The sequence below is a fragment of the Solwaraspora sp. WMMB335 genome, from assembly GCF_049179075.1.
Taxonomy (GTDB): domain Bacteria; phylum Actinomycetota; class Actinomycetes; order Mycobacteriales; family Micromonosporaceae; genus Micromonospora_E.
On record NZ_JBMHMF010000001.1, the window covers coordinates 1,025,086 to 1,039,110 of the forward strand.

Sequence of the window (14,025 nt, forward strand, 5' to 3'; positions counted from 1 at the left end):
GTACGGTGCCAGTGCGACCGTTCGGCGTAATCGCCAACGGTCGCCGACCGGTGAAACGGCACCGGCGATGGGTGATGGCAGCAACGGTGCCCAGGAGGTTCAGGTGGCCAGCGTCGACGAGTGCCGGCACGCACTGCAGGAACTCGCCGGCCGGTTGGCGGCCAGCGCCGACGAGGTCCGCGAGCGGGTCAACCTGGACCGGACGCTGGCCTGCCGGATAACCGATCTCGGCACGGCCTTCCACGGACGGCTCACCGACGGGCGGCTGGTCGGTCTCGCCGACGGCGACGACCCGAGCGCGAAGATCGCCATGAGCATCGCCAGTGACGACCTGCTCGCGCTGGTCCGTGGCGACCTCGACGCCGGTCGTGCACTCGCCAGCCGGCGGCTGTCGATCAGCGCCAGTCCGTTCGATCTGCTCAAGCTACGTAAGCTGCTGTGAGCACCGGACGTCCCGGACAGCTGCCGTACCGCTCCGGGTGCCCGTCGGGCAACCGGATCAGGCCAGGCCCAGCTCGCGCAGTGCTGATCCCGCTGCCGGGCCGCTCGCCTCGACCCGTGTCGGCGCCTCGCCCTGCCAAGCCGTCCGGCACAACAGCCGCAACGCGTCCAGGGTCCGGCCGTGACCGTCGAGGGTCAGCCCGCCGTCGGCGTCACGCTGGGCCCGCCAGGATGCGGTCGCCCCGGTCGCGGTGGTGATCGGTACGGCGTCGACCTGTTCGAACAACCCGGTCAGGTCGGCCGCGACGTACGTCGGACGGCGTACCGGCGGGGCACCGAGAAGCTCTTCGGCGCCGCTGATCCCGGTCAGGACCAGCAGGCTCGCCATGCCGGCCCGATTCGCCCCTTCGATGTCGGTGTCCAACCGGTCGCCGACGACCAGCGGGCGATCGGCACCGGCACGTCGGGCCGCAGTGGTGAACAGCCCGGGCGCGGGCTTGCCGACCACCTGATCAGGCTCCCGCCCCAGCGCGGTACGCAGTGCCGCCACCAACGCACCGTTGCCCGGCAGTGGCCCACGCTTGCTGGGCAGCGTACGGTCGGTGTTGGTGGCGACCCAGGTCGCCCCGCTGCGGATCGCGACACACGCCTCGGCAAGGTCCGACCAGCCGATCCGCGGGCCGTATCCCTGTACCACCACCGCCGGTGCGGCGTCCGCGCCCGCCACCGGGATCAGGCCGACCGCAGAAATCTCCTGCCGCAACGCCTCGGCCCCGACGACGAGAACCTTGGTACCGGGCGGGTGCCGGCCGGCGAGCATCGCGGCGGTCGCGCCGGCCGACGTCAACACCTGCGCGTCGGTCGCTGGCACGCCCATCCCGGACAGCAGCGCGGCGACGTCGCCCGGGCGTCGGGAGGCGTTGTTGGTCGCGTATGCCACCGGCGAGCCACGACGCAGCAACCGGTCGACCGCGTCGACCGCGGCCGGTATCGGTTGGTCGATCAGGTAGATGACGCCGTCCAGATCGAAGATGATCAGATCGAACTCGGCGGCGAGACCGTCCTCGGCTGTGCCAGGGCCGTGGTCGTGGTCGTCGGGTGTCACGGTGCTCCGCCGACAGCCACACCGCCGCCGGGTTCGTCGTCCCCGGCGTCGTCATTTTCAGCGTCGTCGTCCTCGATGTCGTCGTCCTCAGCGTCGTCGGCGAGGACCACACCGTCGAGTTCCAGCAGGCGCTCCGCCGCGTCGGTGGATCCTTCCTCATCGGCCTCCGCCGCCCGGGCGAACCATTCCCGTGCCTCCTCGTGCCGTCCCGCGTCCAGCAACGCGTCGGCGTACGCGTATCGCAGCCGCCCGGCCCACGGCTCGCCGGAAGCGGCGGACAGCTCCCGCACCTGCAGCATGGCCACGGCGGCATCCGGCTGGCGAAGATCGCGCCGGGCGCCGGCCGCGACCATCAGCAACTCGATCGCGGCGGCCGGATCGGCGGCAGCTCGGTCGGCGCCCCGGAAGATGTCGATCGCCCGCTCCGGCCGACCGAGCGCCCGTTCGCAATCGGCCAGGACCGCGAGGTGGGTCTGCCGGCCGGTCATCCGGTGGTACGTCCGCAGTTCGGCGATCGCGGTCTGCCACTCACCAGCGTGATAGGCGGCCAGGCCCACCGCCTCGCGTACCGCGGCGATCCGGGAGGCGAGGCGGCGCGCGGCAAGCGCGTGGCCAAGTGCCGACTCCGGCTCTTCGTCGATCAGGCGTCCGGCGGCGACCAGATGCCGGGCGACCGTTTCCGCGATCGGGCGGGCCAGCCCGAGCAGTTCCGCACGGATCTCGCCGTGCAGGTCGCTGGCGGCGATGTCGTCGGCCAACGGCGGAGCGGCGACCGTCGCCGGCTCGTCGGGACGCCTGTCCTGCTCACGCCCGTCCCGGGGGGTACGCGCCCGGCGGTCACCGGCCGGTGGCGTCGCGTCGGACGGGCCGCGGCGATACGCACCCGGATTCCGCTCGGTGCCACGGTCGGTACCGCGGCGTTCGCCACGTGGTCGCGCGTCCCGATCGCGGCCAGCACGCTCCCCACCACGCCGGTCCTGTCCCTGTCTGGGCCCTTCTCCGCGCCACTCCGCCCGGCCGGACCGGCCCGGTTCGGTCTCCCGTGCGGCCCGCTGGCCTCGGTAGCCACCGCTACGGGAGCCGTCGCTACGGGCGTCACCTGGTCCTTCTTCACCCCGGTCGGGACGGCGACGGTAGCCGCCGCTGCCGCTCGACTCCGCCCGGCCGTCGCCGCGGCCGGTACGCCAGTCGTCCGATCGACGTCCGGCTGGACCGTCTCGACGTCCGGCTGAACCGTCGCCGGCGCGGTTGGATCGCGGTCGCCAGTCCCCGGACCGCTCAGTGGTGCGCGGGTTCTCGGCCCGGGTACCCCGGAAGGTGCCTGCCCGTGGCAGGTCGTCCGCCCGGCGCGACCGCTCCGGACGCCGTGCGGCGTCACCCTGGCTGGTGGAGCGGTCGGACCATCGACGGTCGCCGGATCCACTCCGGTCGGTCGGGAACCGCCTGCCACGCGACTCGTCGTCGGAACGCGTGCGACCGGAACCGCCGCCACCAACCCGGTCGCCGCGGTCGCGGCCACTCCGATCGGTCCAGGAGTCACGGTCGGTGTTCCGCCGTTGTTGGTCACGGTCGGCGGATCGCCCACTCCCGCCGTCACGGCGGCGCGGCGCGCCACCGCGGCTGTCGGTTCGACGGCTGTCACCTTGGTCACGGCGGTACCGGTCGCCGTCCTGCCCAGTAGGGTTCACGACGCTATCCTCCCTGATGCCACCCGGCCGTCACGCAGCGGGCGCACATACAGTTGAGGGTCGCTCCCCTAGGGGAGCGACCCTCAACTGTTAATGATGTCCGGCGGTGACCTACTCTCCCACACCCTCACGAGTGCAGTACCATCGGCGCTGGAGAGCTTAGCTACCGGGTTCGGAATGTAACCGGGCGTTTCCCCTCCGCCAAAACCGCCGTAACCCTCAACACAAACAACACACAGTCGTTTGCCCAGAATCACACAGTGAACGCGAACACCCTCGAAGTCAAGTCCTCGGCCTATTAGTACCGGTCAACTCAACCAGTCACCTGGCTTACATCTCCGGCCTATCAACCCAATCATCTACTGGGAGCCTTACCCCACAAAGGGTGGGATACCTCATCTCGAAGCGAGCTTCCCGCTTAGATGCTTTCAGCGGTTATCCCTTCCGAACGTAGCCAACCAGCCGTGCCCCTGGCGGGACAACTGGCACACCAGAGGTTCGTCCGTCCCGGTCCTCTCGTACTAGGGACAGCCCTTCTCAAGTATCCTACGCGCGCGGCGGATAGGGACCGAACTGTCTCACGACGTTCTAAACCCAGCTCGCGTACCGCTTTAATGGGCGAACAGCCCAACCCTTGGGACCTGCTACAGCCCCAGGATGCGACGAGCCGACATCGAGGTGCCAAACCATCCCGTCGATATGGACTCTTGGGGAAGATCAGCCTGTTATCCCCGGGGTACCTTTTATCCGTTGAGCGACACCGCTTCCACACGCAAGTGCCGGATCACTAGTCCCGACTTTCGTCCCTGCTCGACCTGTCAGTCTCACAGTCAAGCTCCCTTGTGCACTTACACTCAACACCTGATTGCCAACCAGGATGAGGGAACCTTTGGGCGCCTCCGTTACCCTTTAGGAGGCAACCGCCCCAGTTAAACTACCCACCAGACACTGTCCCTGAACCGGATCACGGTCCGAAGTTAGATACCCAAACCAACCAGAGTGGTATTTCAACAACGACTCCACCGATACTGGCGTACCAGCTTCACAGTCTCCCACCTATCCTACACAAGCTACTTCGAGTACCAATGTCAAGCTATAGTAAAGGTCCCGGGGTCTTTCCGTCCTGCCGCGCGTAACGAGCATCTTTACTCGTACTGCAATTTCGCCGGGCCTGTGGTTGAGACAGTAGGAAAGTCGTTACGCCATTCGTGCAGGTCGGAACTTACCCGACAAGGAATTTCGCTACCTTAGGATGGTTATAGTTACCACCGCCGTTTACTGGCGCTTAAGTTCTCAGCTTCGCCCCAAAGAGCTAACCGGTCCCCTTAACGTTCCAGCACCGGGCAGGCGTCAGTCCATATACATCGAATTACTTCTTCGCATGGACCTGTGTTTTTAGTAAACAGTCGCTTTCCCCTGGTCTCTGCGGCCATACAACGCTCCACCCGCAAAGGGGCTTCACGTCTCCGGCCCCCCTTCTCCCAAAGTTACGGGGGCAATTTGCCGAGTTCCTTAACCACAGTTCACCCGATCGCCTCGGTATTCTCTACCTGACCACCTGTGTCGGTTTAGGGTACGGGCCGCTCAGAACTCGCTAGAGGCTTTTCTCGGCAGCATAGGATCACTGACTTCACCTGAATCGGCTCGGCATCACGTCTCAGCCCACGCACCACGGATTTACCTATGGCACAGCCTACACGCTTACCCCGGCACAACCACCGGCCGGGCCCAGCTACCTTCCTGCGTCACCCCATCGCTTGACTACTACCCGCCAGGTTCCCACGCTCCCCGCCATCAACCCGAAGGCATCAAACAGATCGGATGGTTAGCACAACGAAGTTCATCATGGGCGTTCCTTCGCGGGTACGGGAATATCAACCCGTTATCCATCGACTACGCCTCTCGGCCTCGCCTTAGGCCCCGACTCACCCAGGGCGGATTAACCTGGCCCTGGAACCCTTGGTCATCCGGCGGAAGGGTTTCTCACCCTTCTTTCGCTACTCATGCCTGCATTCTCACTCGTGCCGCGTCCACAACTAGGTCACCCCGCTGCTTCACCCCCGGCACGACGCTCCCCTACCCATCCACACACCTGCACCACTTCCCAAAGAAAGCAGCGAAGTACACGCGTGAATGCCACAGCTTCGGCGGTGTGCTTGAGCCCCGCTACATTGTCGGCGCGGAACCACTTGACCAGTGAGCTATTACGCACTCTTTAAAGGGTGGCTGCTTCTAAGCCAACCTCCTGGTTGTCTAAGCGACCCCACATCCTTTTCCACTTAGCACACGCTTAGGGGCCTTAGCTGGCGATCTGGGCTGTTTCCCTCTCGACTACGAAGCTTATCCCCCGCAGTCTCACTGCCGCGCTCTCACTTACCGGCATTCGGAGTTTAGCTGATTTCGGTAAGCTTGTAGGCCCCCTAGACCATCCAGTGCTCTACCTCCGGCAAGAAACACGCAACGCTGCACCTAAATGCATTTCGGGGAGAACCAGCTATCACGGAGTTTGATTGGCCTTTCACCCCTAACCACAGGTCATCCCCCAACTTTTCAACGTTGGTGGGTTCGGCCCTCCACGCGGTCTTACCCGCGCTTCAGCCTGCCCATGGCTAGATCACTCCGCTTCGGGTCTAGAACATGCGACTCAACGCCCTCTTCAGACTCGCTTTCGCTACGGCTACCCCACACGGGTTAACCTCGCCACATGCCACTAACTCGCAGGCTCATTCTTCAAAAGGCACGCCGTCACCCCTCAAGGCTCCGACGGATTGTAGGCGAACGGTTTCAGGTACTATTTCACTCCCCTCCCGGGGTACTTTTCACCATTCCCTCACGGTACTCGTCCGCTATCGGTCACTAGGAAGTATTTAGGCTTACCAGGTGGTCCTGGCAGATTCACGGCAGATTTCAGGAGTCCGCCGCTACTCGGGAACATCCACAGAAGACCAGCCACTTTCGCCTACCGGACTATCACCGCCTACGGTTGGCTTTTCCACACCATTCAGCTAGCAACTGGCTTTCTCACTTCCCGACCAGATGTCAGTCTGATCAGCAGAGTCCCACAACCCCGACCACGCAACCCCTGACAGGTATCACACGCAACCGGTTTAGCCTCATCCGCTTTCGCTCGCCACTACTCACGGAATCACAATTGTTTTCTCTTCCTGCGGGTACTGAGATGTTTCACTTCCCCGCGTTCCCTCCACACACCCTATGAGTTCAGGTGCAGGTGACACCACATGACTGATGCCAGGTTACCCCATTCGGACACCCTGGGATCACAGCTCGGTTGACAGCTCCCCCAGGCCTATCGCGGCCTCCCACGTCCTTCATCGGCTCCTAGTGCCAAGGCATCCACCGTCCGCCCTTGACAACTTGACCACAAAGATGCTCGCGTCCACTGTGTAATTCTCAACAAACGACCAACCCGCAACCCCAAGCCCCACACCCAACACCACCACACGATGGCCGGTATGCGAGACCAGGCCACGCCTGGCACCAGAGACAACAACCCACACGGCTTGTTCCCTCAGGACCCAACAGGATGCCCACCACCCACACCAGCCGCACCGACACCACCCTCCACACCCCCCACACGAGGAGCAGTACTAGCAGCACCAGCCGTTGCCGGCACGAACTCACCAGTGTCTCCGCCACACGAGCACCCCCACCCCACATCCGGAGGCGGCAGGCTCCCTACCCGACCTTCGCCGGGAGAGCGCTCCTTAGAAAGGAGGTGATCCAGCCGCACCTTCCGGTACGGCTACCTTGTTACGACTTCGTCCCAATCGCCAGCCCCACCTTCGACAGCTCCCTCCCACAAGGGGTTGGGCCACCGGCTTCGGGTGTTGCCGACTTTCGTGACGTGACGGGCGGTGTGTACAAGGCCCGGGAACGTATTCACCGCAGCGTTGCTGATCTGCGATTACTAGCGACTCCGACTTCACGGGGTCGAGTTGCAGACCCCGATCCGAACTGAGACCGGCTTTTTGGGATTCGCTCCACCTCACGGTATCGCAGCCCACTGTACCGGCCATTGTAGCATGCGTGAAGCCCTGGACATAAGGGGCATGATGACTTGACGTCATCCCCACCTTCCTCCGAGTTGACCCCGGCAGTCTTCGATGAGTCCCCGCCATAACGCGCTGGCAACATCGAACGAGGGTTGCGCTCGTTGCGGGACTTAACCCAACATCTCACGACACGAGCTGACGACAGCCATGCACCACCTGTGACCGCCCCCGAAGGACCCCACATCTCTGCAGGTTTTGCGGCCATGTCAAACCCAGGTAAGGTTCTTCGCGTTGCATCGAATTAATCCGCATGCTCCGCCGCTTGTGCGGGCCCCCGTCAATTCCTTTGAGTTTTAGCCTTGCGGCCGTACTCCCCAGGCGGGGCGCTTAATGCGTTAGCTGCGGCACAGAGAACCGGAGAGGCCCCCCACACCTAGCGCCCAACGTTTACAGCGTGGACTACCAGGGTATCTAATCCTGTTCGCTCCCCACGCTTTCGCTCCTCAGCGTCAGTATCGGCCCAGAGACCCGCCTTCGCCACCGGTGTTCCTCCTGATATCTGCGCATTTCACCGCTACACCAGGAATTCCAGTCTCCCCTACCGAACTCTAGCCTGCCCGTATCGACTGCAAGCCCACAGTTGAGCTGTGGGTTTTCACAGTCGACGCGACAAGCCGCCTACGAGCTCTTTACGCCCAATAAATCCGGACAACGCTCGCGCCCTACGTCTTACCGCGGCTGCTGGCACGTAGTTGGCCGGCGCTTCTTCTGCAGGTACCGTCACTTACGCTTCGTCCCTGCTGAAAGAGGTTTACAACCCGAAGGCCGTCATCCCTCACGCGGCGTCGCTGCATCAGGCTTCCGCCCATTGTGCAATATTCCCCACTGCTGCCTCCCGTAGGAGTCTGGGCCGTGTCTCAGTCCCAGTGTGGCCGGTCGCCCTCTCAGGCCGGCTACCCGTCGTCGCCTTGGTAGGCCATCACCCCACCAACAAGCTGATAGGCCGCGAGCCCATCCCAAGCCGAAAAACTTTCCACACACCACCATGCGGCAACATGTAATATCCGGTATTAGCCCCGGTTTCCCGGGGTTATCCCAAAGCCTGGGGCAGGTTGCTCACGTGTTACTCACCCGTTCGCCGCTCGAGTACCCCGAAGGGCCTTTCCGCTCGACTTGCATGTGTTAAGCACGCCGCCAGCGTTCGTCCTGAGCCAGGATCAAACTCTCCAACAAAAACCTGTGAAGAAATCAAACCCAGCATAAAAATGCCAAGAAAACCAACCAGAAAACCATCCAAACAGACAGTCAACCAGCCGGAAACCAAACAAACTTTGGCACTGGCTTATCAAGCACCCTGTTGAGTTCTCAAAAAACAAACACACACCAGCAGAACCACCCACACCAAGCAGGCAACCCCACCAGGGCCAACCACCACACCCGACAGCCGTCGGGCGCTCTTGCTACCTTACTCCGACTCTTTCGCCCCGTCAACCCGAATTTTCCCGGATCGTGGTGCTCAGTGCCGTTTTGACCGTCTGTTCCGGTGCGCGAGGCATCGCCTCTGCTCCGTACCAGATTGTGCAGGCCGGCCGCGACGTCTCCGTCTGCTCGCCCGGTGCCCCGCCGGTCGTCAACCTTAGCCGGTCGGTTCCGTCGCGCCAAATCCGCTCCGCTGTCGCGGTTGTGACCTGTGCGACCCCGCCCGTTCAGCTCCGTTCGGCGTAGTCTCGCCCGGACCTGGTGGTCGTTCCCGCAGTCCGGCCGTACACCTTGGCTTTTAACCGCCTTTGGTGTTTTCGTCCGTTCCCTGCGGGCAGAGAGAAAGTTACGCGGCCGGATGACGGGCCGTCAAATCGAGCGGACGCGGCGCACGTCACATCATCGTCAGTCGACTATTCAAGCAGCTCGACGCCTGCAAAGGTGCGCTTCCCACGGCGCAACACCAGGAACCTGCCGTGCAGCAGCGCGGATGTCGGGACCTCGGCCTCTGCGCCCGGCACCCGCTGGTTGTTGACGTAGGCCCCACCCTCCGCGATGGCCCGACGGGCCTCGTTGAGGCTGTTCACCAGGCCAGTCTCCTTGAGTAGCGCGGCCACCGGCGGAAGCTGGCCACGGACGGTGACCAGACCTGCCTCCTGCAGCGCGGCGCGCAACGTTTCCGGTGCCAGTTCGTCGAGTGAGCCCCTACCGAACAGCGCCCGGCTGGCGGCCACCGCCTGCGCTGTCTCTAGCTCCCCGTGCACCAGAGTGGTGAGTTCGTCGGCGAGTGCCCGCTGGGCGATCCGGGCGGCCGGCCGGGCAGCGCTCTGCTCCAGCAGCTCGGTGATCTCGTGCCGGCTACGGAAACTGAAGTAGCGCAGGTACCCTGCGACGTCGCGGTCGTCGACGTTGATCCAGAACTGGTAGAAGGCGTACGGACTGGTCAACGCCGCGTCCAGCCAGATCGCACCACCTTCGGTCTTGCCGAACTTCGTCCCGTCTGCCCGCGTCACCAACGGAGTGGTGAAAGCGTGCGCCGGGCCGGCACCCCGGCGACGGACGTAGTCCACTCCGGCGGTGATGTTGCCCCACTGATCGGATCCGCCGAACTGAAGCCGGCAATCGTGCCGGCGGTGCAGCTCGAAGAAGTCGTTCGCCTGCAGCAGCTGGTAGCTGAACTCGGTGAAGCTGATCCCGCTGTCCAGCCTGGCGCGGACAACGTCGCGGGCGAGCATTCGGTTGACCGGGAAATGCTTGCCGACGTCACGCAAGAAGTCGATCACCGACATCGGGCTGGTCCAGTCGAGGTTGTTCACAGCGACCGCGGCGTTGCCCCCGGTGAACGAGACGAACGGCGCCAGCTGCGACCGGATCCGGGCGACCCATCCGGAAACCACCTCCGGTGGGTTGAGGGTACGTTCACCGCCCTCCTTCGGATCGCCGATCTGGCCGGTGGCACCTCCCACCAGGAGCAACGGTCGATGACCGGCCTGCTGTAGCCGCCGCGCGGTCAGCACCTGGACCAGGTGCCCCACGTGCAGGCTCGGCGCGGTCGGGTCGAAGCCCACGTAGAACGTGGTCGGCACGCTCAGCTGTCGGTTCAGCTCGGCGAGGTCCGTCGCGTCCTGGACCAGGCCGCGCCACTGCAGCTCGTCCAGCACCGTCGCGGTGTCGGCAGGGTGTCGTTCGTCGGTCACGGCGCGATTGTCTCCCATCGTCACCGATGCCAGGCATCCGGTTTCCCACCTGGGCGGGTGGCTCGGGCCAACTTCGCAAGGCATCGAAATATGTCGTTAATACCGTCGGTCGCCGCCGGCAACAGCTCGCACACATGATCGGCCTCCACCTATTCCATCGATCGGAGGCTCCCGTGACGGACACCACCCCCGATGTCAGCCGACGCCGGTTCCTGCAGTCGGTCGGTATCAGCGGCGGCGCCGGAGCGCTGTTCGCCACCATGGGTGCGCTGGGCCTGGCACCGACCGCCACGGCGGCGATCCCCGCGTACGAACCGCCCCGCGGCGGCGATCTGCGGGTCACCGGCCGCACACCCGGCCGGGTGATGATCCTCGGCGGTGGGATCGCCGGGTTGACCGCCGCGTACGAGTTGGGCAAGGCCGGCCATCGCTGCACCGTGCTGGAAGCCCGCGACCTCGCTGGCGGCCGGAACCTCACGGTACGCCGAGGCACCACCGAGACCGATCTGGACGGGCGGACCCAGCAGGCGGACTACTCACCCGACGGCTACTTCAACGCCGGCCCGGCCCGCATCGCCCAATGGATGGTGACCATGGACTACTGCCGGGAACTCGGTGTGCCGGTCGAGGTTTTCACCAACGCCAACGCCAACGCGCTGATCTACAACGAGACCGCGGGCATGCCACCGGGTGCCCCGGTGCGTTACCGCACGGCAAAGGCGGACATGTACGGCTACGTCGCCGAGTTGTTGGCCAAGGCGACCGATCAGGGCGCGCTCGACGGCGAGCTCACGGCCACCGACAAGGACCGGCTGCTGGCGTTCCTGCAGAGCTTCGGCGCCATCGGCGGGCGCAGCGCGGGCTGGGCGTACACCGGGACCAGCCGCCGCGGCTACACCAGCGACCCCGGCGCGGGGAACGACGTCGGCGTGCCGTTGGGCGCGCCTGCGCCGCTGTCGGAGGTCTTCGCCAGCAATGTCGGCCGGTACTTCAGCTTCGAACTCGGTTACGACCAGGCGATGCTGATGTTCCAGCCGGTCGGCGGGATGGACCGGATCGTGTCCGCCCTCGTCCGGGCGGTCGGGCCGGGCAACGTACGTACCGGTGCCGAAGTGGAGCAGGTCAGCACCGACGGCTCCGGGGTGACGGTCGCCTACCGCCGCGCGGGGCGGGTACGGCAACTGCGGGCCGACTTCTGCGTCGCGACGCTGCCGCCGCACCTGATGGCCCGGGTGCCGCACAACCTCGGTGCCGACGTCCAGTCGGCGCTGAGCGCCTTCCCCGCCTCGGCGGCCGGGAAGATCGGCATCGAGTACCGCAGCCGGTGGTGGGAGCAGGACCTGCGGATCTACGGCGGGATCACCGAGACCGACCTCGATCTCGCGCACATCTGGTATCCCTCGCACGGTTTCCACACGCAGCGGGGAATCGTCGTGGGCTACTACAACACCGGCGCGGCGGCCCGCGCCTACGGCGCGCTCACCCCGGCCGAGCGGTACGAGCGCGCGCTCGCCCAAGGTGTCAAGATCCACGGAGAGCGGTACCGGGCCGAGGCCGACGCTTCCTTTTCGATCGCCTGGCACCGCACCCGCCACATCGAGGGTGCCTGGGTCTCCGCCCCGTACGGCACCGCGGCCTACGAGCTGCTGCTACGGCCGGCGGGTCGGGTCTACTTCGCCGGTGACTGGCTCAGCCGCACGGTCGCCTGGCAGCACGGAGCGTTCCTGTCGGCCCGCGCCGCGGTCACCGGCTTGCACTCCCGGATGCTGAGCGAGCCCGCGACGACCGTCACCGATTGACCGACCGGGGTCGGCCGGCCCGGGCAGGCCGGGCCGGGTGGCCCTGCCGCGACGGCGACGGGTGCGGTCGACTGGTGGTGCCGGCACCGGCCCGGCGGTAGCGGACCGGTCGACATCCGGCGGGAGGAGCAACGACCATGAACACGACGGTGACCGCCACCGCAACCCCACCCCGGGAAGGGAGCAGCGGGTCCGCGCTGACGGTCCGGCACGTCGACGGCGAGAGCTACGCGGTCGAGGTACGGGGCCACCGGGTGCTGGTCGACCAGCCGGTCAGCGGAGGCGGCACGGACAGCGCTCCGACACCCGTCGAGCTGTTCGTCGCGTCGCTGGCCTCGTGTGTGGCGTTCTACGCCGGCCGCTACCTGGTCAGACACGGGTTGTCGCGGGAAGGACTGAGCGTGTCGGCGCGGTACGCCATGGCCGCGGATCGTCCGGCCCGGGTGGCAGCGGTCCGGATCCAGGTGGGCGTTCCAGCTGACCTGCCGCCGGGCCGGCGCGCCGCGCTGCGGGCCGTCGCCGCCCACTGCACGGTGCACAACACCCTGATCGACGCGCCGCCGGTCGAGATCACTCTCGATCCGCAGTGACCGGACCCCTCGATCCGCAGCGACCGGACCCGGTGCCGGCCGGTGTGACCGGCCGCACCGGCCACGGTACGCGGCGTCGGTGACCGCCTCGGCACGACCACGTCACGGTGATCACCGCACCGTGATCACCGAGTCGTGCCGGCGAAGTCAGTCTGTGGCAGGGTGGCACCGTGGCGACGACACCCGTGAGCCCGGCTGCCCGCGGCGCGCACCGGGCCGCACGGCTGGAGGATGCCATCCACGCCCTGCTGGAACGGCGACTGCGCCGCCGTGGCTGGGACCTGACCCTCATTCCGTACACCGGTTACGGTGCACCGGGTTGGGTACGGGTGATGGCCCGGGTGCTGCTGGGGCGCCCGGAGCCCCGGCCCCGGCGGACCAAGAAGGTCCGTGGTTGGCGCAGCTTCGCCACGTTGCCGGTCAAGCACGCCCCCGTGGTGATCGAGGCCGGCGGGAAGCGGCACGAGGTGCAGGCCGACCGCAGCGGGTTCGTCGACGAGGTGGTGCCGACCGATCTGGAGCCGGGCTGGACATCGGTCCGGCTGCACAGCGGCGAATCCGAGCCGGTGGACGCCCCGGTTCGGATCGTCGACCCGCGGGTACGGTTCGGCATCATCTCCGACATCGACGACACCGTCATGGTGACGGCACTGCCGCGACCGATGCTGGCCGCGTGGAACACCTTCGTCCTCGACGAGCATGCCCGCGCGTCGGTCGCCGGGATGGCTGTGCTGTACGAGCGGCTGGTGACGGCCCACCCCGGCGCACCCGTGCTGTACCTGTCGACGGGCGCGTGGAACGTGGCGCCGACGTTGCGCAGGTTCCTGTCCCGGCACCTCTATCCGGCGGGGCCGCTGCTGCTCACCGACTGGGGGCCGACCCCGGAACGGTGGTTCCGCAACGGCCGGGAGCACAAACGTGCGAGCCTGGCCCGGCTCGCTGAGGAGTTCCCGCAAATACGGTGGCTGCTGGTGGGCGACGACGGCCAGCACGACCATGAGATCTACGCGGAGTTCGCGGCGCAGCATCCGGACAGTGTCGCGGCGGTGGCGATCCGCCGGCTCTCTCCCACCCAGGCGGTGCTGGCCGGTAACCTGCCGGCGCCGGCCGGCGAGACCTCCCGTACCGCCGGGCCCGGGGGGCGGCGGTGGTTGTCCGCGCCGGACGGAGCCGGCCTGGCGCATCTGTTGCGCGAGGCCGAGTTGCTGTGACC

The 14,025-nt window shown here is 66.0% G+C and carries 6 protein-coding genes, 3 rRNA genes and 1 pseudogene; 4 read left to right on the top strand and 6 right to left on the bottom strand.

The window, feature by feature from the left end:
* Window positions 1–103 precede the first annotated feature (103 nt).
* Entirely contained in the window at window positions 104–442 is a 339-nt protein-coding gene (locus ACN27F_RS03860; protein ID WP_421431225.1) for an SCP2 sterol-binding domain-containing protein, read from the top strand.
* Between the two features lie 57 nt (window positions 443–499).
* Here ACN27F_RS03860 and ACN27F_RS03865 read toward each other — a convergent pair whose 3' ends face one another.
* From ACN27F_RS03865 to tyrS, 6 genes and pseudogenes are all read right to left on the bottom strand, one after another.
* Window positions 500–1,546, bottom strand: coding sequence for an HAD-IIA family hydrolase (locus ACN27F_RS03865; RefSeq protein ID WP_421431226.1), 1,047 nt, complete (start codon window positions 1,544–1,546; stop codon window positions 500–502).
* Window positions 1,547–1,572: 26 nt separating this feature from the next.
* Window positions 1,573–2,253 (bottom strand): annotated as a pseudogene (locus tag ACN27F_RS03870) (tetratricopeptide repeat protein); the annotation flags it as partial.
* Window positions 2,254–3,332: 1,079 nt separating this feature from the next.
* A 5S ribosomal RNA gene (gene rrf, locus ACN27F_RS03875) occupies window positions 3,333–3,449 on the bottom strand.
* A gap of 63 nt (window positions 3,450–3,512) precedes the next feature.
* A 23S ribosomal RNA gene (locus ACN27F_RS03880) occupies window positions 3,513–6,615 on the bottom strand.
* A gap of 348 nt (window positions 6,616–6,963) precedes the next feature.
* Window positions 6,964–8,480 (bottom strand): 16S ribosomal RNA (locus ACN27F_RS03885).
* The 16S, 23S and 5S rRNA genes sit together here, the layout of an rRNA operon.
* A gap of 659 nt (window positions 8,481–9,139) precedes the next feature.
* Window positions 9,140–10,441: a tyrosine--tRNA ligase gene (gene tyrS, locus ACN27F_RS03890; RefSeq protein WP_421431227.1), complete on the bottom strand. Its 1,302-nt coding sequence runs from the start codon at window positions 10,439–10,441 to the stop codon at window positions 9,140–9,142.
* Between the two features lie 155 nt (window positions 10,442–10,596).
* On the opposite strand from tyrS, the gene ACN27F_RS03895 reads away from it, so the two are divergent.
* The 3 genes from ACN27F_RS03895 (at window position 10,597) to ACN27F_RS03905 (ending at window position 14,023) form a co-directional block, all read left to right on the top strand.
* Window positions 10,597–12,222 carry a flavin monoamine oxidase family protein gene (locus ACN27F_RS03895; protein WP_421431228.1) on the top strand — a complete coding sequence of 542 codons (1,626 nt, stop codon included), beginning with the start codon at window positions 10,597–10,599 and terminating at the stop codon, window positions 12,220–12,222.
* A gap of 137 nt (window positions 12,223–12,359) precedes the next feature.
* The gene (locus ACN27F_RS03900) at window positions 12,360–12,812 is read left to right on the top strand and encodes an OsmC family protein (protein ID WP_421431229.1); all 453 of its coding nucleotides are present in this window, start codon (window positions 12,360–12,362) and stop codon (window positions 12,810–12,812) included.
* Window positions 12,813–12,982: 170 nt separating this feature from the next.
* Window positions 12,983–14,023: an App1 family protein gene (locus ACN27F_RS03905; protein WP_421431230.1), complete on the top strand. Its 1,041-nt coding sequence runs from the start codon at window positions 12,983–12,985 to the stop codon at window positions 14,021–14,023.
* Window positions 14,024–14,025: the final 2 nt, after the last annotated feature.

Excerpts from the sequence above, each read along its gene's own strand:
- tyrS (WP_421431227.1), bottom strand. The coding sequence starts at position 10,441 with ATGGGAGACAATCGCGCCGTGACCGACGAACGACACCCTGCCGACACC.
- ACN27F_RS03900 (WP_421431229.1), top strand. The coding sequence starts at position 12,360 with ATGAACACGACGGTGACCGCCACCGCAACCCCACCCCGGGAAGGGAGC.